Consider the following 22,061-nt stretch of genomic DNA (forward strand, 5'->3'; position numbering starts at 1 on the left):
CTGCACGGCCACTGTCCTGATTATTGACTCCGTCGTCGGTCACCTGAGAGCGGACGGAAAGTTTGTCAGCCACGCCTGCGGGGATCGTTTAGAGTGTGTCCTTACGTGTTCCGACCCGTCTAGGCGACGAGACGAATCCAAAAACGTGTGCTGCTCGTTCAACCTTCATGGAAGACATTCCGATCATCCGGGCTGAAAACCTGACACGAATTTATCAGCTGGGCACCGTCGGTGTCGCCGGGGTCAATGGTGTCAGCTTTGAAGTGGCCTCTGGGGCATTTGTCGTTCTCAAAGGCAACAGCGGATCCGGCAAGAGTACCCTTTTGGCGCTCCTGGGGGGCCTGGATCGACCGACGGCCGGCCGTCTGTGGGTTGCGGGACAAGATCTCCTGGCGTTCAGCGAAAGGGAGCTCACCCAGTATCGTCGCCGAAAAGTGGGCATTGTGTTTCAGAGTTTCCATCTCCTGCCGACGCTGACTGTACTGGAAAATGTGTGTCTCCCGGCACTCCTTGCCGGGGACGCCTTTGATCTCGCTCAGGCGAAAGCGCTCCGCTGGCTGGAGTGGCTTGGCATGGGCCATCGCCTCCACCATTTACCTGGCGAACTCTCGGGCGGCGAAGCCCAACGCACCGCCATCGCCAGAGCTCTCATCAACGATCCTCCCTTAATCCTCGCCGACGAACCGACAGGAAACCTGGATACGCGCAACGGCGAACGCGTCGTGGAGATTCTGGGGACCCTCCATCGGGACTTCGCCCGAACCGTCGTCATGGCCACCCATAGCACCATTGCGGACGAGTTGGGGACACGGCTTTTGTGCCTTCGTGACGGCGTCATTGTGGACGATCAATGTCACTCTTCATGATGCTGCGCATTTACGGGTGGTTTTCCCTGCGGTACAGCCGGCGGCATCCGTGGCGGGTGGCCGCGGTGGTTCTGGGACTGAGTCTGGGGGCAGGGGTGTTTGTGGCGGTGCGGCTTGCCGTGGCCACCTCGGTGCGCTCCTTTCAGCAGAGCATGGAAGCCGTCACGAAAAATGCCGACTTCGTGGTCACACGTCCGGGAAGCCGTGTGCCTCATGAGGTTCTTCGAGAGATTTTGGGTCGCCCTTTCGTCAAGACGGCGTCGCCGGTGACAAGTGTGACCGTGCGCGCCCACGTCGAAAAGAGTGGGGCCCAGAAAACGGCTGTCGTTCGCCTCATGGGTTTTGACCCCATCTTGGATCGACCGTTGCGACCGTGGGCCGCTCGAGGGGCGGATTCGCCGGAAAAGGTCCAGCAATGGTCACGTCTGATGAGCGAACCCGGGACGGTTTTCATCGGATCTGCGGCGGCGCGTCATTTGCGTTTGGAGCCCGGCTCGGAGATCACAATCCATTATCAAGATCGGTGGAAGAACCTCAAGGTCTTGGGCATCCTGGAGGATGAAGGGTTGGGGTTGGCCGAAGGAGGCATGATCCTTCTTGCCGACGTGTCGACGGTCCAAGAGTTTCTTGGGGATTTCGGCGGCGTCGACCGAGTGGAAGGGGCCTTCACGGAGGGTTGGGAAGAAGAGGGATTTCAGGAGCTGCGAAAACTTTTGGGGGACGCCTATGCGCTGCATCGCCCGGAAGAGCGCCAAAAATCCACTCTGTCCATGGTCTCCGCCTATGAACAAAACCTCTCGGTCCTCAGTTTCGTTTCCTTGTTCGTGGGAATGTTTCTGGTTTACAGTCTGACAGCGTTCAACAGCGTTTCTCGGCGTCGCGAAGCGGCCGTGCTCCGTTCATTGGGCGCGTCTTCAGGGTTCGTGTTCTTGTTGCTGCTTTTGGACGGCCTGCTTTTGGGTGTTGTGGGCTGGGCGGTAGGGATTCCGACGAGCCTTATCTTCGCCAGGGATTTACTGGAAGCGGTGAGTGCTACGGTGAGCGCACTTTTTGCCCGGGTGGAGGTGCGTGCCGTATCTGTGAGCCTTTCCGATGTGATCGTCTCCATTGTGTTGACAGCAGGGGTTTCGGCGCTGGCGGCTTTACAGCCGGCTCGGAGTCTGATGGCCGTGCCGCCCACGGAGGCCATCCGGCCTCGAAGCTCAGAAATGGTGCCGACTCGGGGACCTGGAAGATTGACCATTGTGGGAGGTGTCCTTCTCGGTCTCGTCGGGCTTCTGTCTATGGCCCCATCTTTCGGAGGCGTCCCTGTGGCGGGCTATGCCTCCGTTTTCTTTCTCTTTTGCGGATTTTCCCTGTTAACCCCCGGCGTCCTCATGCGCATCGCGACGCTTCCTTCGCGCCACGTCCGTTTCGTGGGAGGGGAACCCTGCGTCCTTGCCTTGAAAAATCTCGGCAAGGCCGGATCACGCATCGCTGTGTCCATCGGAGCACTGATCACGGCCGTTGCCCTCTTTGCGGCGCTGGTGATCATGATCTCCAGTTTTCGAAAAACGGTGGAAGCTTGGGTTTTCCAGACAGTGAGCGGTGATCTTTTTCTTCGTCCGATGCTGGCAGACCTGAACGGATATCGGGATCCCCTCCCGGCCGAAGTTGTCGTCGAGATCAGCGGACGTGCCGATGCCGATGTGGTGGCCTATCGGCGCATTGCCATGACCTACCAAGGCGTGGATTGTGCCTTGGAAGGCATTGATTTGGATCGGCTGACAAAGCACGGGGGATTCCTTTTCCTCAAAGGACGAGCTGAAGAGGCGTATCAGGCCATGCGATCCGGCGACGGGGTGATCATCAGCGAAGTGTTTTCCCGTCGGACGGGGCTTCGCCTGGGCGACCGGATGCCTCTTGTGGTTCACGGAGTCCCCATGACATTGACCGTCGCCGGCGTCTACAGGGATTATCGAACGCAAGGTGCCGTCATCTACATGGATTTAAAAATCTTTCAGGACCGAACGGGGGATCGGTCATGGAGCGGTGCCCGGATTTTCTTTGGGGAGTCCAAAGAAGCATCGGCGGCCCGGGCGGCTCGACTTCGTGAAGAAATCCTGATGCGTTTCGGTGACCGCTACGACCTTGACGTTTTGGTGGGCGGCGATCTCCGTCGGGATATCCTCAGGGTTTTTGACCAGACTTTTGCCGTGACGACCGTTTTGTTGGTCTTGGCCTTAATGGTCGCCGGATTGGGGATGATGACCACCCTTACGGTGATGACCCTCGAGCGCGTGGTCTCTTTGAACACACTGAAAGCTTTGGGGGCTTCCACAGGCCAAGTGCGCCGCATGCTCCTGTGGGAAGCGGCCTTTATGACCGCCATCGGGTTGGTTTTGGGCGTGGCTTGTGGGTTCGTTCTTTCGGTGATCCTGATTGAAGTCATCAATGCCCAGTCTTTTGGGTGGACTTTTGTGTACCACGTTCCCTGGGGACAGCTGGGCGTGGCCTTGCCCCTGATCGCCGCGGCTTCCTTGGCCGCGACCATTCCAGCGTTGCGGCTGGCGTTTCTCCAAAGCCCTGCGGTACTCCTCCGGGAAGAGGGGCACTGAGATGGAAGCCGCGCTTTTGAATATCACAGGCGAAGGCGAGTCCTCGCATCCCAAGGTCATTCCGAGGGACGGGGTGTGGCCAGCATTTCGAGGATGGTCTGAACGGCTTGGTCGTGAGGCAAACCGTCCAGAACTATGTGGGCATGAGCATGTTGCGCATACAGTGGTTTTCGCTCTTCATAAAGTTCTTCGAGGCTTTGGCCAGGGACGCGGACGACCCCTCGGGCATCCAGATCTCCCAGGCGTTTTTCCAACAGGGAACAAGATAAATCAAGCCATATGACAACCCCGTGGGCTTTGAGGTGCTCCATGGCTTTCGTGCTGTACACGACGCTTCCTCCTGTGGCGATGACGGTACCCGACACGCTGAGGGAACACACCATGGCTTCTTCGATCGCCCGGAAGCCTGCCAAACCTTTTTCCAGGATAATTTCTTGAAGCCGCTTGCCATAGGCGGCTTGGATGAGCAGGTCCGTGTCCACAAACGGCGCCGCCAGCTCTTTGGCCAATAGGACCCCAAGCGTGCTTTTCCCGACACCGGGCATTCCGATGAGCACCAGATTGCGGGAGAGAAATGGCCGTCTCGAGGGCGATGATTTCACCATAACTCCTTCAAACAGCGAAGGCCCCTGACCCCATGATCGGCCCTTGACTTTTCGGAAGATCCTCGGGGCAGGGTCCGTCTCCCTGTCGCCTGGCCGATGCCACCGACCGTGCCCCATGGCAATGGCCGGGAGACCATAGGAATTTACGCATCGAACCAGTCGGCCGGGAGAAAGGGGCGAGCCGCCTCCAGCATGGACGTCCTCAAATTTCGGATATTCATGAGAACCGCGATAATACGTCTCTGGAAAGATGGCCGTTCAAGGGAGAACAGGCCCATGTGGGCGTCGCACAAAAACCACGTGCATACGTAGGGTCGCAGAATGCGAGGCAAAGCGCAGCCCGTGGACTGGAGATACCGACAAGGTTCCCCGTAGTGCTCGCGGGTTTGCCCCACGGGCACGGCATATCCCAAAGCATGCAGGTAGATCATGTCCGTGGGGTTGTACACAACGTAAAGAGCTGTGCAGCACACGTCCACACACTGGGGGCACGTTTCGGCACAATATCGTGACATGACGGGATCCAGCTCTTCGATGGCGTGGCGCGTCTGGATCCCGAGGGGCCGAAGCTCCCCGAGTGTCGTGGTGGGGAGATTCCGCTGTAGGGTCTGAAAGTGCTCCCGCCACCGTGCGTCCGTCATGATCAAACGATGGGGCGGGGCCACAGGAGCAGACGTCATTCGGGCCTATCGGACAAAGTCGTGTTGCAGGGCTCGAACGACCAGCACAGGGCACGGAGCCCGAAGGACCACGGTGTTGGCGACACTTCCGATAAGAGTGCTCAAAAGGGCAGATCGGCCGTGGGTGCCCACAACGATCAAGTCGATGGCGTTCTCTTTCGCGTAGTTAATGATCTCCTCCGCAGGACGTCCCTTGCGAATCTCGAACCGGATCTCGGGAATGCCTTCCCGCCATTCCGCAGGCAGCACCTGACGGAGTTCCTCTTCCCGATCCTGGACCATCCTCCGCATGGCCTCAACAAAATCCCCTTTGTAGCCCTTCACGCTGAGTTCATGGACGGCGTCTATGATCCTCTGGTTGATCACGTGGATTAAGGTCAAAGAGGCTTGTCTGTCCCGGGCGACTTCCACGCCGTAACGAAGCGCTTTTTGGGAAAAATCAGAAAAGTCCACGGGCACCAGAACTTTCTTCAGTTGAATCATAGCGATCTCCTCGTTTCCGGTGATTCTTCCCTTGCATAGCCGTCCACCGGGCACCCGCCGCAACGAGGCGTCTTCCGGCAGAAAAGATGCCCCAGTCGGACCAGCAGGGCGTGAAATTCTTGAAAAAGATACACATCCGGTGGGAGAGCGTCCATAAAAATTTGCCTCAGCGCCTCGTAGCCGATGGTCGGTGGGATCCAACCGTGGTTGGCAAGGATCCGTCGGGTGTAGGCATCCACGACAAAACTTGGCTTATGTGCCGCGTAGAGGATGATGCTGTCGGCGGTTTCGTGCCCGATGCCCGGGATAGACAAAAGTTCTTCCCTTAAGGGAGGGAGCTCTTGGGCCAAGAAAGCCGACAGATCGCCCCGGTGATGGATGTGAAGATGTCGGCAGAAGGCGAGAAGATACCGGGTTTTTTGATTGTAGAAGCCGGATGGCTTGACGCACTCACGGAGGATGTCCTCATCGACGACGAGGATCTTGCCTGGATCGAGAAGGTCTTTGCTTTTGAGGCGATCAATGGCCAGAGTGACATTCTTCCACGAAGTGTTTTGCGTCAAAATGGCGCCGACAAGGACTTCAAAAGGAGTCTCGGCCGGCCACCATCCTTGGGGCCCGAAAGCCTCCAGAAGAGTTTCAAAGAGATTCAACAGGAGTCCGGCTTGAGGGGGGTGCATTTACGGCAGACCGACTCCGTGAATGCGGGCGCCACATGCGGTGCAGGCGCCGTTGCGGATGCCCTTGACCTTCGTGGAAAATCCATGGCGCTGCAGGACCACGGCACCGCATTGGGCACAATAGGTGTTTTCCCCCTCGTCTCCAGGCACATTCCCCGTGTACACATACAAAAGCCCCGCTTGACGACCGATATCCCGGGCTTGACGCAGGGTTGCCACAGGTGTCGGCGGTCGATCCGTCAACCGGTATGTGGGATGGAAACGGCTGACATGCCACGGGGTTTCGGGTCCGAGCGACACAAGAAACTGGGCGAGCTCTTCCAGTTCCCTAGGATCGTCGTTGAGGCCGGGGATGAGCAGGGTGGTGACTTCGACCCAGACACCGAGGCGTTTCATCACCTTCAGGGTTTCCAGGACAGGTTCCAACCGGGCGCCGCACATGTCTTTATAAAATCGATCTCGGAAAGCTTTCAGGTCCACGTTCGCAGCGTCGAGGAATGTCGCCGCGGCCTCGTGCAAAGCTTCTGGGGTCATGTACCCGTTAGAGACAAAAACGTTTTTCAGGCCGGCTTGACGTGCACGGAGGCCCACATCCATGGCGAACTCCATGAAGATGGTGGGTTCCGTGTACGTATAGCTGATACTGGCGCATCGGGTTTTGAGAGCCTCCTGGACGACCGCGTCCGGATCTGTTTCCCTGCCGAAAATGGCGCCGTGGTCTCGCGGCGCCTGTGAAATATCGGCATTTTGGCAGAACAGGCACTGAAAATTGCAGCCTACCGTGGCGATCGAATAACTCAAGCTCCCCGGAAGGTAATGAAAAAGAGGTTTCTTTTCGATGGGATCGATATTGGCCGCAATAAGCCGGCCATAAACCAAGGAGTGCAATCGGCCGTTTTCATTTCGGCGAACACCGCATATGCCGGTCTTTCCCGGTTTGATGTGACAGCGGTGGGCGCACAGGTGACAACGGACGGTATTTTTTTCTTCCGTGACATAGAAACGAGCCTCATGCATAGCCACTCCCCTCACCGAGCTGTCTCGCGTTCTTTTGGGCTTCCGGGGATGGAGTGCGGCGACTCCGGCGAGGCGCGCTCCAGGGTTTCGGAAGGCCGCATTGCCCAGGGAGGCGCCAGCACGACCGTGGGGGACCCGCTGCGCCCGCCCCGACCACCCGCTCCATCAGCGGCTCCTGAACCGGTCTGTATCGGGCACGAAGATCCACGCGCATGGCAAGAAAATGCCCAAAGGGTTGATATTGGAACAAGGGATGGTCTTCCAGGGAGTCCACCCGCGCGATGAGCCAGAGCGGAAAAAACAAGCACGTTCTCCACCGGCAGACCGGTGGTCCAGAGAGGACGTCTTCCAGAAGGCGCTTCAGAGAAAGCACAGATTGAAAGGCCGCATGGCGGTAAAGCGAGGGCTTCCAGAGGCATTCCATGCGGCGGTAGCAGCCGGTGAGAGACCATTTATTGAGGGTGCCGATGAGTACGTGGTAGCGGGCCACCCGACAAGCCTCCGCAAGGGCGGCTCGGGGGTTCTCCACGAATTCCAGAGTGGTGATCAGGGTCACCGTGTCGAATTCGTTGTCACTGAATGGGAGATCTTCAGCAAATCCCTGGTGAACAGAGATGCGGTCGGGGAGTTTCTTCTGGGCATAACGCACCAGTTCCCGGGAGGGCTCCACGCCGGTGACCTGATGCCCGTTTTGGGCCAACCACTGGAGCGTCAAGCCGGTGCCGCACCCCACGTCCAGGACCCTTTGGGGGGCCAACGGAGCCCACAGTCGCCGGAGCAAGTTCCTTTCCAGGCGCAGCGCCGTCCGACCAGGCTCCTCTGCGGCCCATTGCTCCATGCTCAGGGCATCTTCCAAACGAAACACGTATCCCACGAGTCACTCTCACTCTTCGAAAACGGCCCCGGTGGCGCCGCTGGTGACCATCTTGGCATAACGCGCCAGATATCCATGGCGGACTCTCGGCGGTTTCGGGCTCCAAGCCTCACGCCGTGCCCGCAGCGTGCTCTCATCCACAAGCAGCTCCAGCTTCTTGGCCGGGATGTCAATGGCGATGAGGTCGCCCTCTTCCACCAGAGCAATGGGGCCGCCCGCAGCCGCTTCGGGGCTGATGTGCCCGATGGCAGCGCCTTGGGTGCCGCCGCTGAACCGGCCGTCGGTGATCAAAGCCACCTCTTTCCCCAAACCCATGCCGATAATCGCCGCCGTCGGGGTGAGCATTTCCTGCATTCCAGGGCCGCCTTTGGGACCTTCGTAGCGGATGACCACCACGTCTCCCGGCTGGATTTTTCCATCGAGGATGGCGGCGGCGGCATCGTTTTCGCTTTCGAACACACGGGCCCGCCCGGTCCTCTGGAGCATCTCCGGAGCGACGGCGCTTTGCTTCACCACAGCGCCCTGAGGGGCCAGGTTGCCGTAGAGAATGGCGATGCCGCCCTGTTGGTGATACGGATTATCGATCGGCCGAATGACGGTGGGGTCCGCGTTCTTCACCGATTCCAAATTCTTTCCCACGGAGTAACCGGTGACCGTTTGGGCGTCCAGGTGGATGGCGCCGATCTTGGCCAATTCTTTCATCACCGCCTGAACGCCTCCCGCCGCATTGAGATCTTCCAAAAAGTGGGGGCCGCCGGGACGCAAGGAGCACAGGTGCGGGGTTTTGGCGCTGATGGAGTTGAACAGGCCGAGATCGAGCGTGTAGCCTGCTTCATGGGCGATGGCCGGGACGTGAAGGACTGTGTTGGTGGAGCATCCCAGTGCCATATCCACCGCAATGGCATTTTCAAACGATTCCATGGTGATGATGTCCCTGGGTTTTTTGTTTTCCCGGACCAATTCCATGATTTTCACCCCGGCTGTTTTCGCCAGTCGGTAGCGGGCAGCGGTGACGGCGGGGATTGTCCCGTTTCCTGGAAGGGCCAGGCCGAGCGCTTCGCTCAAGCAATTCATGGAATTGGCGGTGAACATGCCCGCACAAGAGCCACAGCCGGGACACGCATTGTCCTCCAGATCCTCCAGATCCCGCTCCGTGATTCGTCCTCCCTTCAAGGCCCCCACACCTTCAAACACGGAGATTAAATCCACGGGATGCTGCCCCACTCGGCCAGCCAGCATGGGGCCGCCGCTCACCACAATGCATGGGATGTTCAAGCGGAATGCGGCCATGATCATCCCCGGGATGATCTTGTCGCAGTTGGGAATGAGCACCAGTCCATCGAAAGGATGGGCCATTGCCATAACCTCCACCGAATCGGCGATGAGTTCCCGGCTGGCCAGGCTGTAACGCATGCCGTCGTGGTTCATGGCGATCCCATCGCAGATGCCGATGGTTGAGAACTCTATGGGGGTGCCTCCCGCCATGCGCACGCCCGCCTTGACGGCCTGAGCGATTTTGTCCAGATGAATGTGCCCCGGAATGATCTCATTGAAGGAGTTGACAATGCCGATCAACGGGCGATCGATTTCTTCCCGCGTATAGCCCATGGCTTTGAAAAGAGATCGATGAGGGGCTTTTTCTGGTCCTTTTTTCATCAGATCGCTGCGCATGGCTTTTTCTCCTTATCGCCTGTTGGCTGTTCGGTCATTATCTCAGCGTGTGGGTTTTCGGCATCGGGTCTTTTCGGTCCCCCATAAGGCCATTCCCGCAGGAGGTGGGAGATTTAAAAAGTTACTTTAGGCTTCAGAGTCTTGGCAAGGGAAAAGGCGGGAGCGCCGTTTTGGCTGGGTTCTTTAATGTTCTGGCTTCTCGACTTTTTCGGAAATCGTGAGAAAATGCCGTTCCGATGGGCCCACTGGAGGCTTTTTCTTGTGCGATGGTGAGAACGAGTGTTGCCGTGATGAGCGACCTGTGAGGGAAAGGAACGGAGAATCTCTATGTGCGGCATTGGTGCGATTTTTCGATACAAGAACAATTCTGCGGACACCGATCCCCGAGCCTGGCTGGAAACGGTCAACGCCCGCCAAAAGCCGCGAGGTCCAGACGGCGAAGGCGTGTGGGTTTCCGAAGACCACACGGTGGGACTCGGGCATAGGCGGTTGGCCATCATCGACCTTTCACCCGCAGGGGCCCAGCCCATGGCGTCCGATGACGGTCTTGTCCGGGTGACCTTTAACGGCGAGATTTACAATTACAAAGATTTGCGGGCGGGTCTCGAGGCTCAGGGGTACCGTTTCCGATCCCATAGTGACACCGAGGTGTTGATCCATCTCTATCGGCGCTACGGCCGGCGTATGGTGGAGCACCTGCGCGGGATGTATGCCTTTGCCCTGTGGGATGAAGCGGCAAGGGGCCTTTTTCTTGCCCGGGATCCTTTCGGCATCAAACCTCTTTACTATGCCGACGATGCCGGTACCCTCAAAGTCGCCAGCCAAGTCAAAGCGCTGCTGGCGGCGGGCGTGTCGGACACGTCCCAGGAGCCCGCCGGTCATGCGGGTTTCTTCCTTTGGGGATGGGTACCGGAACCCTTTACCTTGTATCGAGGCATTCGATCCCTTCCGGCGGGATCGACGCTGTGGGTCCAAAAGGATGGTGATGTTCCGGTCCCGGAAGTGTTCTGCGATGTGGCCCATGAAATTGCGGGCGTGGAACCTCCTTCACGGCCGCTGAGCCGCGCGGAAGTGGAAGAAACGCTCGGTCGGGCTCTGGAGGAAACCATGCGCTACCATATGGTTTCCGACGTGCCCGTTGGGGTCTTTCTGTCCGCCGGCGTCGATTCCACATCCTTGGCGGCTCTTGCGTCCCGATGTTCTCCGATTCCTCTGCGGACCTTCACCTTGGGCTTTGATGAGTTTCGGGGGAAAATGGACGACGAAACCCCTGTGGCTGAATTGGTCGCCCAAAGACTGGGGACGCACCATGAGACGGGTTGGGTGAAGAAAGAAGACCTCATGGACGACTTGGAGCGCGTTTTCGACGCCATGGACCAGCCGTCCATCGACGGGGTGAACACCTACCTGGTCAGCAAAGGAGCGGCGGAAAGGGGGCTCAAAGTCGCGCTTTCTGGCCTGGGCGGGGACGAACTCTTCGGCGGTTATCCTTCCTTTCGGCACGTTCCCATGATCGTGAAAGTGGCCAAACCTTTTCAGGCCATCGGAGGTCTGGTGCGGGCCATGGTGGAGCCGGTGCTGCGCCGATACGCTTCTCCGAAATATGCGGGAATTCTGGAGTACGGAGGAAACTACGGGGGCGCATACCTCCTGCGCCGTGCAGTGTACATGCCTTGGGAACTTCCACGACTCATGGATCCCGACATGGCGCGGGAGGGATGGGACAGACTTGCGACCATGGACGCCCTGCACCGGAGCGCTCGTCAGGAAACGGATCCGTTTCGTGCAGTTTCGGCGTTGGAAGTCACTCAGTATATGCGCAACATGCTTCTTCGGGACAGCGACTGGGCGGGGATGGCCCACTCCCTGGAGATTCGGGTGCCCCTCGTGGACGTGGTCTTTCTGAAAAGTGTGGCGGCCGTCTTGGGTCGCAGCCCGTGGAATTACAAGCAGCTTGTCGCGCAATGCGCATGGAACGGAAATCCCCCTGACGCCATTGTGCGTCGGGCGAAAACCGGTTTTTCGGTCCCCATATGGGAATGGCTGATCCCCAATGCAGGGACCGTGGGAAGCTGGCGCCGAGCCTGGCTGAAAGAAGTGTATCGAAACTTTCTCGGGCGAACGGCTTCCTGAGGTTGTCCATGAGGGGCTGCCTCTCATGGCTTGACAACTTTCTTGATAATTATGTATCAGATGCATTGCCAAGTCACTTTGTCTATCTGACCCACGAAGGAGGTAGTCGTCGTGGAGGTGGAAAATGGAAAAGCCCTTTACCCGATTGGAATCGTGGCCGAACTGCTCAACATCCACCCGCGCACATTGCGCATTTACGAGCAGGAGGGGCTCATCAAGCCAGCCCGGCGAGGTGGCAAACGGTTTTACTCCAACAACGATCTCCAATGGCTCAAGTGCTTGCGCCGGCTCCTCAGTGAAGACGGCTTGAACATTGCCGGCGTCAAGAAGCTGCTCACCGTCGCCCCATGCTGGGAAATTCGCGGCTGTGATGAAGCGGTGCGCAAGAACTGTCCGGCGATTCTCAATTTCCCCGTGCCGTGCTGGGACTTGGTTCCTCGAACGTGCAGAGAGAAAGGGCAGGTGTGCACTGAATGCGAAGTTTACATCAAAAAGAAGAACCATGTGATGATGCAGCGCTGCCATGAAGGGTCGCCTCAGGAACCAAAGGCATGAAGGCTCCCCATGTGACGAATGCGCTCTTTGGACCGGTCCCTTCGCGCCGGCTTGGACGTTCTCTCGGTATCGACGTCATTCCCCCAAAGACCTGCACCCTGGATTGTCTTTATTGTGAATCCGGCCCCACGACGCATCTCAGCGTTCGGCGAAGAACCTTTATTCCTGCGGATGACGTTGTGGCCCAACTGGACGCCTTTCTCGCCGCCCATCCGGAATCCGTGGACGCCCTGACGTTTTCCTCGGCGGGGGAGCCCACTCTTTATCTCATGCTGGGAGAACTGATTCCTGCGATCAAAAGAAAGTATCCGAAAATTCCCTTGGTGGTTTTGACCAACGGAACTCTTTTATGGGATCCTGAAGTGCGCCGCAGCCTCGTTGCCGCCGATCGAGTGGTGCCGTCTTTGGATGCGGCACACCCGGAGATCTTCGCCCGGCTCAATCGGCCTCATCCTAGCCTGTCCTTGGATCATGTGCTGGAAGGGTTGATGGCGTTTCGCCGCGAGTATCGGGGGGCGTATCATCTCGAAGTTCTTCTGGCCAAGGGCATCAACGACAGCCCAGGGCATTTGAGGGATCTCGGGGCGTTGGTTCGTTCCATCGGCCCGGATCGTGTGGAGCTGAATACGGTGGTTCGCCCACCGGCGGTGGCCGGGATTCAGGGGTTGTCTGCCGAGGCCATGGCGGAGGCGGCCATGTTTTTTTCCGCTTGCCCCGTCGATGTTTTGGGAGCCTACGCACTCACAGGGACCTTTGATCGCGAAGAAACTCTGGATGAACGCCTTGTGGAGTTGGTCCGCCGCAGGCCCTGTGCCGTAGACGAAATGGCCGATGCCTTAGGGGTTTCGCCCCAAAGGGTGACACAGACCGTTGAAAAGCTCGAAAAGCGCGGGCGTGTTCGCAGGGAAGTCTATAATGGCCGCGTCTTCGTGGTGGCGGAAAGACTGGGAAGTCCTCCGTAGGTTGTTTTCCAAAAAGTGCCTTGGATCCCATTCCTCCCGGCTGGGTCCTGTGATCCCTCATACCAGGAAGGTCGATGAACATCGGAGGTCTGGTCGAGATTGGATGGAACGCCGGAGATTTTTCTTGGTTTAAAGACAAACGATCCCATTGGGGATGCCATTCAGGATGAAGCTTCAGCGTCTTTGAGCCGAGGAGAGCCTTTCCCGCGAAAACGTCTTGGGGTATTTTACTGGGGCGATCTGGAGTCCCATAATCTCAGCCCGGGATGGAGGAGCCGTCATGGCGTTCGATGTCGGTGTGGATGTGGGATCGGTGAGCGTCAATGTGATCGTCATCGATGACAACGAAAAGATCGTCTGGGAAGCCCCTTACGTCAGGCACTTCGGCATGGTGATCCCTGAGGTCCGGCGCCTGTTGGAGGAGGTTGTCGCGAGGTTTGGCCGGGCATCCGTGCGTTCCGTGACGTTTACCGGGGTTCATGGGGAAAGGGTTGCGAGGCTTCTCGGTGCGCCGTTTGAAGTGGAAACCATCGCTCAGGTGACAGGAGCCGTTCATGTGTCCCCGGGCGTTCGAAGCATTATCAGCATCGGCGGGCAAGACGCATCTCTTTTCCAAGTGAGTTACGCGGACGGGTCCTGGCATCTTGAAACTTTCAATATGAACGGGCCGTGCGCGTCGGGCACGGGGTCTTTTATGGACCAACAGAGCGCTCGGCTCGCGTCGTCCATTTACGGCGCCGAATTTGAGATGAGCCAGGAAAAGATCCAAAAAACCCTCGACGATTTCATCGCACTCGGGCTGCAGCATGGGACCCCGGCTCCTGTAGCCTGCCGCTGTACGGTTTTCACGAAATCCGACATGATCCACCTCCAGAACAAAGGCGAACCCCTGCCCAACATCATTGCGGGGCTGCATTACGGCAACGCGGCCAATTATGTGAGCACCATTGTGGCGGATCGGGATTTGGAATCCCCGGTCATCTTCATCGGCGGCATGGCCTCCAATCCGCTTCAGGTGGAGGCCTTTCGTCAATATTATCCGTCTCTTACAGTTCCGCCGCACCACACGTCTCTAGGAGCCTTGGGAGCGGCATTGATCAGCCACCGCGCCGGGCGCACCCATGGGGTGGATCCGGCGATGCTGGCCGGGGAGACGGATATCGCGGAAGAGGATTTTCCTCGGGCCCCGAGGTTGGAATTGCGGTGGACGGCTTTTGATTCGTGCAACAATCTGGAGCCGTGGGGCGTGAGGGAAAAGAATCCTGTTCCCGTTTACCTGGGAGTGGATATTGGGTCGACCACGACGAAATATGCTTTGATCGACGAATCGGGCGTGATTTGCCACAAGTGTTATGTGCAGACGCAGGGAAAGCCCATCGAAGTGACCCAAAATCTTCTCCGGACCCTGCTGACCCACGTGGGGTCGAAAGTCCGCATCAAAGCCGTGGCGACCACCGGTTCAGGCCGAAATGTGGTCGGTGATTTTCTCAATGCCGATGTGATCTTGGACGAAATTACGGCTCACGCGAAAGGAGCCGTGGCGGTGGACCCCGAAGTGGACACGATTTTCGAAATCGGCGGTCAGGATTCCAAGTATATTCGGCTTGAGAAAACGCATCCGCTCGACTTCGACATGAACAAGGTGTGTGCCGCTGGGACGGGAAGTTTTCTTCATGAACTCGCCAACAAACTAAAAATCAATATTGTGGGGGAGTTTCAAGAGCTGGCGTTGGCTTCTCTGAGCCCCATCAGTCTCGCGGAACGCTGCACGGTGTTTATGGAATCGGACCTCTTCAGCTACTTCCAGAAAGGGGCTCGGCGCGAGGACCTCATTGCCGGCTTGTGTTACGCGGTCGTCCATAACTACCTCAACCGCGTGGTGGGCAAGAGGCCCATCGGGAAAAAAGTCATGTTCCTCGGAGGACCATCGCTCAACAAGGCCGTGGTGGCGGCTTTTGAAAGGGTGCTCAATCGCCCGCTGGTGGTGCCTCGGCATCGAGAGGTCATGGGGGCTTATGGGGCGGCTTTGGCAGTCAAGGAGGTCTTCGAAAGGGGTGAGGTTTCCGAGAAACGTCGGGATCTTCAGGCCTTGGCCGAAGCCACGGTGCACTTCACGGAATCGCTGTGCCGGGCTGACAAGAATTGTCACAACGAGTGCAAGCTGAAGATTTACGATTTCGTGGGGCGGAAAAGTATCTGGGGAGGAGACTGCGGACGTTTCGAGGTGAGCCATTATCGGGGTCCGGCGGCGGAAAATGCGTTTGAGGCCCGTCAGAACCTGTTTTGGGAAATGCTTCGAGAATATGCGGATGTGGCGGGGGAGCTTGTGGAAGCTTCGCCACGCGACACCGGGTCACCTGTGGTGGGCGTGCCCATGGGGCTGCACTCCTTGGAATGGGCACCGTTTTGGGTGCGTCTCCTTGCGGCCTTAGGATGCCGGGTGGTGGTAAGCCCCAAGACGGACAACCGGATTGTCTTAAAGGGCGTGGAGTCCATGACGGCGGAAACGTGTTTTCCCGTCAAGGTGTTTCATGGGCACGTCCACATCCTTCGAGACCAGGTGGACTATCTCTTCCTGCCCAACGTCATCAACATGCCTGTGGCGGCCCGGCATGAAGCGGGGATGTTCTGCCCTTTGGTGGAAAGCTCCCAATACATGGTTCGGGCGGCCCTGAACCTTCCGGATGAGCGATTGATCCGTCCGACATTGTATATAAAGGAGGGTCCTGAGGCCGTTGCGACCGCTGTGTTCCGAGCCTTGCCTCGGTCGTGGGGGGTGGGCAAGCGTCGTGTGGGCGCGGCCGTTCGGGCTGCGTGGGCGTACCAGCAGCGGTTCCGTCAGCGCATCATGGACTTGGGACGGACCTTCCTTTCCCGCGTACCGCCTTTAGAGCCGGTGTGGGTGGTTACGGGTCGGCCTTACAACCTCTACGACGAGCGGTTGAATCTGAGATTGGGACGGCATTTGGCGAAACTTGGCATCTGGGCCATTCCGGCGGACTTATTGGACGTGGATCAGGAAGACCTGAGTGACTTTCCGAAAATGTACTGGGGCCTAGGCGCCCGCGTCTTGAAGAGCGCCAAACGTATCGCCCTTACCCCGCAGTGGTTCGGGGTACACTTGAGCAATTTCAGTTGTGGCCCCGATTCCTTTGTGGAACATTTCTATCGACACATCCTGACACACAAACCGGCCTTAATCGTGGAACTGGACGAACATAGCGCCGTGGCGGGCCTTTTGACCCGCGTGGAAGCCTTTCGAAACGTGGTGAAAAACGTGCATGAGGCGGCATTACGGTCGGCCGACTGGAGTGTCTTGGCCGCCAAGTTGAGCAACTGAAGGATCCGTTTCTGGAGGTTCCACGATGGCACAGCACAAGGTTTTGGATCGCCTCCACCAGGGAGTCCATCGTCTGGATGTCACCGGGCGCATCTTACTTTTGCCTCAGATGACCCCCTTCGGCACGCGACTCCTGGCGGCGAGCTTTCGTGCCTTCGATGTTCCAGCTCTCGTGTTGGAAACCTACAAGGGATTGGCGCTAGGTAAGGAGTTCACGTCGGGCAAGGAATGCTTTCCATGCCAGGTGACCCTCGGGGACATCCTTTACTTCCTCCAGGAAGAAAAACGTCGGCTGGGAAAGCATTTCGACCCTGAGCGCTACGTCTACTTTCTGCCAGAATCCGACGGGCCATGCCGGTTCGGGATGTACAACAAGTTCCAACGTCTCGTTTTGGATGGATTTCCGGAATATCGAGGAATTCCCATCACGTATCTTTCTACGCAAGACGCCTACTCCGTGGCCGGATTGCTTCCCAAGAAAAAAGCCCGGTATTTTCGTCGAGTGGCTTATGTGGCCGCGGTGATCGCAGACGTGATGGAACGGATCGTGTGGCGGGTGCGTCCCTACGAAATCCGCGAGGGTCTGACGGATGCTTTCATGGAAGAAGCCCTCCAAGCCATGGAAAAAGCGGTGGTGGCGTTCGGTCCGAAGCGGGATTTCACCCGGCTTTACGATCTCCTGGAGAATGTGGCCCAAACGGCGGCCGCCTTCGTGGACCCGAGGAAACCGAGAAGACCCAGAATCGGGATCATTGGGGAGATTTACTTAAGAAGCCACCCCGAGTCGAACCAGAACATCATTCGGCAGATTGAGGCTTATGGAGGGGAGGTCGTGGACGCCTCCATTGCGGAGTGGATCAACTTCGTGAGTTATGAACGGCTGCGAAAGGAAAAAAAGGCGTGCGTGGCCAACTGGCGTGCGGGTCGGCGCGCGGCGGCGCTGCGATCGGCCAAGGCCGTGATCCACCAGCGCATCGAAAACGGCTATCAGGCATGGCGCCTCCACCAAGTCTATGCTCGAGTGCTCCGCCATTTGGATATTCAACCGGACCATTCCGTGCGGCACATTGAACGTTTTCTCGACCATGACCGGCATTTCAGCTTTGATATTGGGACGGAGGCCGCTTTGAGTATCGGTGGGGCTTTGGCATACGTCCACGAAGGGTTCGACGGCATCGTCAACGTCTTTCCCTTTACGTGCATGCCAAGCACCGTGTGTGCCGCTGTACTCAAACCGCTGCTTGTCAAAAAGCGTGTCCCGTATGTGGACGCTCCGTATGATGGAACGTTTCAGCCGAACCGGGATGTCATCCTCAAGACCTTCATCTATCAAGCCCAACAGCGCCGCACCGCGCGCGCCTCACATACCGAGAGCCTATGACCGCACAGCATCTGCTGATCAACGCTCAATACCCGGAAGAACTCCGCGTGGCTTTGGTGGAAGGCCAGTCCCTCGAAGCCTTTTTCATCGAAACGGCCAGCCGTGGCAAGATGGTGGGAAATATCTACAAAGGCTTAGTGGTCAACGTGCAGCCATCCTTGCAGGCCGCCTTTGTGGACTATGGTGGGGAACGCAACGGGTTTCTGCCTCTGAGCGAGATTCATCCCGACTACTACGCCGTTGAAATTGAGGGGCCGCCCAAGATCCAAGATGTCATTCGCTTGGGGCAGGAGGTTTTGGTCCAGGTGACGAAAGAGGAAGTCGGGAACAAAGGCGCGGCCCTCACGACGTACGTGTCCCTTGCGGGACGCTACGTTGTCCTGGCCCCGGGGCAAAACCAAAGGGGGGTGTCGAGAAAAATCGAGGATGAAGCCCAGAGGGAACGGTTGAAACAGATCGCCCAGGAACTGGAACTCCCCCAGGAGATGGGCGTCATTGTGCGCACGGCCGCAGAGAACCGAACAAAGCGGGAAATTCAAAGAGATTTGCGCTACCTCATCCGCCTCTGGGAGGGCATTCTCGAGAAGGTTCAGGAAACACCGGCACCGGCCCTCATTTATCGGGAACGCGACCTGGCCATTCGGGTGGTGCGGGACTACTTCCACCCGGCCATCAAGTCCATCATGGTGGACAACCCCGAAGTCCATAAACAGGTCAAGGAATTCATCCGGATTATCAGCCCCAGACACCAGCGGTTGGTTAAGCTTCACAAAGGGGAGGCTCCCCTTTTCAACAAATTTCATTTGGAAGACCAAATCGATCAGCTGTTTCAAAAAAAAGTGCCGCTCAAATCCGGCGGCTATCTCGTCATAGACAGCACGGAAGCCCTGGTGGCCATCGACGTCAATTCCGGCAAGGCGACTCGCGAAACGGTCCAGGAGGAAAACATCTACCGCGTGAACATGGAAGCCGCGGAAGAGATCCCTCGGCAATTGCGGCTGAGAGACCTGGGGGGCCTGGTCGTGGTGGATTTCATCGATATGCGGCAGACCCAACACATCCGCAACGTGGAGCGCCGGATCCGCGAGGAAGTCAAGAAGGACAAGGCCAAGGTCAAGGTGGGGAAGATCTCTTCCTTCGGCCTATTGGAAATTTCCCGTGAGCATTTGGGGTTAAGTATTCAGCTGGGATCATACCGAGCGTGTCCTTTTTGCGAAGGGACGGGAATGGTGCGTTCTACGGAGGCCTCAGCGGTGTGGTACTTGAGAAAGATCTGGAACGGATTCCTCAAAGACGACGTGACGGCGGTTCGAGCCCGGCTGTCACCCGACGTTGCCCATTATCTGCTGAATCGTAAAAGAAAAGACCTCCTTCACCTGGAAGACCACTTCAAAAAAGAAATTTTCATCGAGGCTTCTGCGGATCTCGCTCCCCATGAAGGGCATCTGGAATTTGTGACGGCAGAAGTCCCGATTTCTCCTACACAATGACGTACTTCTTGATGATCTTCACGACCTGATCGGCGTCATCGGCCAGCATGATCAGCTCAGGGTCTTCCGGAGAAATAAGGCCTCGAGGCAGCAACGTGTGTCGCATCCAGTGGAGCAGTGGCCCCCAGTACTCGCTGCCCACGAGAATGATGGGAAAAGGCTTGATGCGCCGGGTTTGGATCAGCGTCAGCGCCTCAAACACTTCGTCCAGCGTCCCGTAGCCGCCGGGCATGGCCACATAGGCTTGGGCGTACTTGACGAACATAACCTTTCGAACGAAAAAGTATTTGAAACTAATCCGCACATCGGCATAGGTGTTGGGCTCTTGTTCCATAGGCAATTCAATATTGAGGCCTATGGACCGGGCACCACCCTCCCGAGCCCCTTTGTTGCCCGCTTCCATCACCCCGGGGCCGCCGCCGGTAATCACGTGATACCCGTTCTGTGCCAATTTCCTGGCGATCTCTACGGTCAGTTCATACGTGGGATCTCCGGGACGCACTCGTGCTGAGCCAAAGATGGAGACGGCCGGATAGATATCTCCGAGGATCTCGAAACCTTCGACGAATTCCGCCAAGATCTTGAAAAGGCGCCACGAGTCCTGAATGGTCATGGCATCAATCACGTATTGACGCTCTTTCATGATCGCTTTGAACTCCCTGCATGACGGGATATTTATGGGTTGAGAACGGCGAAAACTTATCACAGCCTCCGCGGGCTCGGAAAGAGAAACTCACACCCTTTCCTGGATGAGCGAGCGTTTGCATGTTGAAAAGGTTCGCCAAATCAGCTATCAAGCCGTGTGCGCCTCGGGGCGGGGCCCTAAAGGGCGTGAGCTGGTAGGGATTGCGGGCCTTCTCCCAGTGAGAAGGCCGCATGGAGCCCAATACCCCGAACAGGGGCCTTTTGCGCATGGGTTGAATGGGATGATGCCGGCCCGGCGGACGCTCGGGATTGTCCCCTGACTGTTAAAGGCGGCTGCCGATGAAAGGGGTCGACAGGACGACATCGGACACATTGTCGGGAATTTCCCTTTCGAGAACGGCTGTCCGCTCGCCGCGGCCCGGGGCGGTGCTGGGCTCTGTGCCCAAGCCGAAATACTATATCAGGCGAAGTCAGCTTTTTCCAAGACATGGAGGCAATGCCATATGGAGATGAAAGAGTTCGTGAAGGCGGCTTTGAAAAAGGTCAACCGCAAGCTAGCGGACGGCGTTTTGGATAAAAATGAGGAAGGCTACACGGATCCTGAAGAGATGCTTTTGGATTGGATCTGGATCGAACTCAAGGAAGAGGCACCGGACAAGGATGCCGTCATCGCCATGGATCTGGATGATCTTTACGAAGTGATCGAAAGCGACGCACGGATTTATGAAGATTATCGGATTGTGCTGGAGTCGATCCGATCGGATGCGGGCTAGCGGGCGGCGTTGCCTGAGATCTTGCAGGCGCTCCTCGGGAGCGCTTTTTTATTTTCCGCGAATGCCTTGCGGCTACGGGGTTTGGAGGACAGAGGATGCAAGAACTGAAGGTGACACGCAGCGGCGAGAGGCGGCTTATGCAAGGACATCGATGGGTGTTTAGCAACGAAGTGGACGGATCGCTCAAGACCTATGCCCCTGGGGAGTGGGTCCAGGTGGTGTCCGCTTCCGGTCTTCGTTGGGGGACGGGCTATGTCAATCCGCATTGCCTTATCGCCTGCCGAATTGTGGGACCGCCCGGCGTGGACATCACCCCGGAGTTCCTCGAAGGGAGGTTTCGCGAATCCGCCGGGTTTCGTGAGAAGCTCTACCCTGGAGAGAAGACCTTTCGGGCCGTCTATGGGGAATCGGACGGACTCCCCGGCCTTGTGGTTGACCGCTATGATTCGGCATGGGTCATGCAAATCACGACAGCGGGCATGGCCGCCATTCAGGAGATGATTGTCGAAGCGTTGCTTCGGGTGTTCCGTCCGCAGATTCTTGTGGCGCGAAACGACGCTTCGGCCCGCGCCTTGGAGGGGCTGCCCATCCACAAAGAAGTGCTCTGCGGTGAGGTTTCCGGCCTTGTGCCTGCTCCCGTGCACAACCTTACGGTCCACGTGGACCTCCTGGAAGGGCAGAAGACGGGACTCTTTCTGGACCAGCGAGATAACCGGGAAGCCATTCGCCGCTACGTGTCCGGCGCCGAAGTGTTGGACCTTTTTTGTTATCAAGGGCTTTGGAGCCTTGTGGCGGCTCAGGCCGGGGCATCTCGGGTGCTGGGGGTGGATCGGGCGCGGGACGCGGTGCAGCGGGCCCAACAGGATGCAACAGTCAACGGGCTGGCGGATCGTTGTCAATTTCGCGTCGAAGATGTGCTGGATTTTCTCAAACGAACTAAGCGGGAAAGTTTTGATGTGATCATCATGGACCCACCGGCTTTCGCCAAAAGCAAGAGTGCACTGCCGAACGCCGTCAAAGGCTACACGGACCTGAACCGCCGGGCCATGCTGGCGGTGCGCCGGGGAGGATTGCTGGTCACATGTTCATGCTCTTACCATCTTCAAGAGGAGGCTTTTTACGAGATGCTTCTTCGGGCGGCTCAGGCGGCAGGGCGCTCCCTGAGGCTTTTGGAAGCCAGAGGTCAGGCCGTCGATCATCCCGCGCTTCTGGCCATGCCGGAAACCCGGTACCTGAAATGTGCTTTTCTCGAAGTCCGCTGAATGCATCCGGAGCCTTTACAACGGCAATGCCTGTGCATTAACAATGC

The 22,061-nt window shown here is 57.7% G+C and carries 18 protein-coding genes; 10 read left to right on the plus strand and 8 right to left on the minus strand.

The genetic code is table 11. From position 1 onward, the window contains the following. Window positions 1-167 precede the first annotated feature (167 nt). Window positions 168-866, plus strand: coding sequence for an ABC transporter ATP-binding protein (locus ACZ5K9_RS13730; RefSeq protein ID WP_464271892.1), 699 nt, complete (start codon window positions 168-170; stop codon window positions 864-866). After that, on the plus strand, window positions 851-3,463 hold the full coding sequence (locus tag ACZ5K9_RS13735) for an ABC transporter permease (protein ID WP_464271893.1): 2,613 nt from the start codon (window positions 851-853) through the stop codon (window positions 3,461-3,463). The genes ACZ5K9_RS13730 and ACZ5K9_RS13735 overlap by 16 nt, the downstream gene beginning before the upstream one ends. A gap of 56 nt (window positions 3,464-3,519) precedes the next feature. Here ACZ5K9_RS13735 and ACZ5K9_RS13740 read toward each other — a convergent pair whose 3' ends face one another. The 7 genes from ACZ5K9_RS13740 to ilvD form a co-directional block, all read right to left on the minus strand. Next, window positions 3,520-4,068 (minus strand): shikimate kinase, encoded by a 549-nt coding sequence (locus ACZ5K9_RS13740; protein WP_464271894.1) that lies wholly within the window; start codon window positions 4,066-4,068, stop codon window positions 3,520-3,522. A 143-nt stretch (window positions 4,069-4,211) separates the two neighbouring features. Continuing rightward, window positions 4,212-4,709, minus strand: coding sequence for a hypothetical protein (locus ACZ5K9_RS13745; protein WP_464271895.1), 498 nt, complete (start codon window positions 4,707-4,709; stop codon window positions 4,212-4,214). Window positions 4,710-4,754: 45 nt separating this feature from the next. Beyond that, window positions 4,755-5,231, minus strand: a complete 477-nt coding sequence (locus ACZ5K9_RS13750) for a universal stress protein (protein WP_464271896.1) — start codon at window positions 5,229-5,231, stop codon at window positions 4,755-4,757. After that, entirely contained in the window at window positions 5,228-5,911 is a 684-nt protein-coding gene (locus ACZ5K9_RS13755) for an endonuclease III domain-containing protein (protein ID WP_464271897.1), read from the minus strand. The genes ACZ5K9_RS13750 and ACZ5K9_RS13755 overlap by 4 nt, the downstream gene beginning before the upstream one ends. Next, a complete protein-coding gene (gene amrS / locus ACZ5K9_RS13760) occupies window positions 5,912-6,928 on the minus strand; it encodes an AmmeMemoRadiSam system radical SAM enzyme (RefSeq protein ID WP_464271898.1) in 1,017 nt (338 codons plus the stop codon). It lies immediately after the preceding gene. Next, the gene (locus ACZ5K9_RS13765; protein ID WP_464271899.1) at window positions 6,921-7,802 is read right to left on the minus strand and encodes a class I SAM-dependent methyltransferase; all 882 of its coding nucleotides are present in this window, start codon (window positions 7,800-7,802) and stop codon (window positions 6,921-6,923) included. The genes amrS and ACZ5K9_RS13765 overlap by 8 nt, the downstream gene beginning before the upstream one ends. Before the next feature lie 9 nt (window positions 7,803-7,811). Continuing rightward, window positions 7,812-9,473: a dihydroxy-acid dehydratase gene (ilvD, locus tag ACZ5K9_RS13770; RefSeq protein WP_464271900.1), complete on the minus strand. Its 1,662-nt coding sequence runs from the start codon at window positions 9,471-9,473 to the stop codon at window positions 7,812-7,814. A gap of 327 nt (window positions 9,474-9,800) precedes the next feature. Between ilvD and asnB the strand changes: the two genes are divergently transcribed. The 6 genes from asnB to ACZ5K9_RS13800 all read left to right on the plus strand — a co-directional run bounded on the left by asnB (window position 9,801) and on the right by ACZ5K9_RS13800 (window position 19,334). After that, on the plus strand, window positions 9,801-11,606 hold the full coding sequence (asnB, locus tag ACZ5K9_RS13775; protein WP_464271901.1) for an asparagine synthase (glutamine-hydrolyzing): 1,806 nt from the start codon (window positions 9,801-9,803) through the stop codon (window positions 11,604-11,606). A gap of 111 nt (window positions 11,607-11,717) precedes the next feature. Next, entirely contained in the window at window positions 11,718-12,161 is a 444-nt protein-coding gene (locus tag ACZ5K9_RS13780; protein ID WP_464271902.1) for a MerR family transcriptional regulator, read from the plus strand. Then, the gene (locus ACZ5K9_RS13785; protein ID WP_464271903.1) at window positions 12,158-13,123 is read left to right on the plus strand and encodes a radical SAM protein; all 966 of its coding nucleotides are present in this window, start codon (window positions 12,158-12,160) and stop codon (window positions 13,121-13,123) included. Before ACZ5K9_RS13780 ends, ACZ5K9_RS13785 begins: the two co-directional genes overlap by 4 nt. A gap of 280 nt (window positions 13,124-13,403) precedes the next feature. Continuing rightward, entirely contained in the window at window positions 13,404-16,463 is a 3,060-nt protein-coding gene (locus ACZ5K9_RS13790) for an acyl-CoA dehydratase activase (protein WP_464271904.1), read from the plus strand. A gap of 25 nt (window positions 16,464-16,488) precedes the next feature. Further along, window positions 16,489-17,844, plus strand: a complete 1,356-nt coding sequence (locus tag ACZ5K9_RS13795; protein ID WP_464271905.1) for a CoA activase — start codon at window positions 16,489-16,491, stop codon at window positions 17,842-17,844. Beyond that, on the plus strand, window positions 17,841-19,334 hold the full coding sequence (locus ACZ5K9_RS13800) for an Rne/Rng family ribonuclease (RefSeq protein WP_464271906.1): 1,494 nt from the start codon (window positions 17,841-17,843) through the stop codon (window positions 19,332-19,334). The genes ACZ5K9_RS13795 and ACZ5K9_RS13800 overlap by 4 nt, the downstream gene beginning before the upstream one ends. Here ACZ5K9_RS13800 and ACZ5K9_RS13805 read toward each other — a convergent pair. Further along, entirely contained in the window at window positions 19,324-19,980 is a 657-nt protein-coding gene (locus tag ACZ5K9_RS13805; protein ID WP_464273979.1) for an LOG family protein, read from the minus strand. The two genes, ACZ5K9_RS13800 and ACZ5K9_RS13805, sit on opposite strands and share 11 nt — an antisense overlap. 502 nt (window positions 19,981-20,482) lie before the next feature. Here ACZ5K9_RS13805 and ACZ5K9_RS13810 point away from each other — a divergent pair. Beyond that, window positions 20,483-20,752, plus strand: a complete 270-nt coding sequence (locus tag ACZ5K9_RS13810) for a hypothetical protein (protein ID WP_464271907.1) — start codon at window positions 20,483-20,485, stop codon at window positions 20,750-20,752. Window positions 20,753-20,847: 95 nt separating this feature from the next. Beyond that, window positions 20,848-22,014, plus strand: coding sequence for a class I SAM-dependent rRNA methyltransferase (locus ACZ5K9_RS13815; protein ID WP_464271908.1), 1,167 nt, complete (start codon window positions 20,848-20,850; stop codon window positions 22,012-22,014). Window positions 22,015-22,061: the final 47 nt, after the last annotated feature.

It is taken from the genome of Desulfosoma profundi (genome assembly GCF_055387865.1).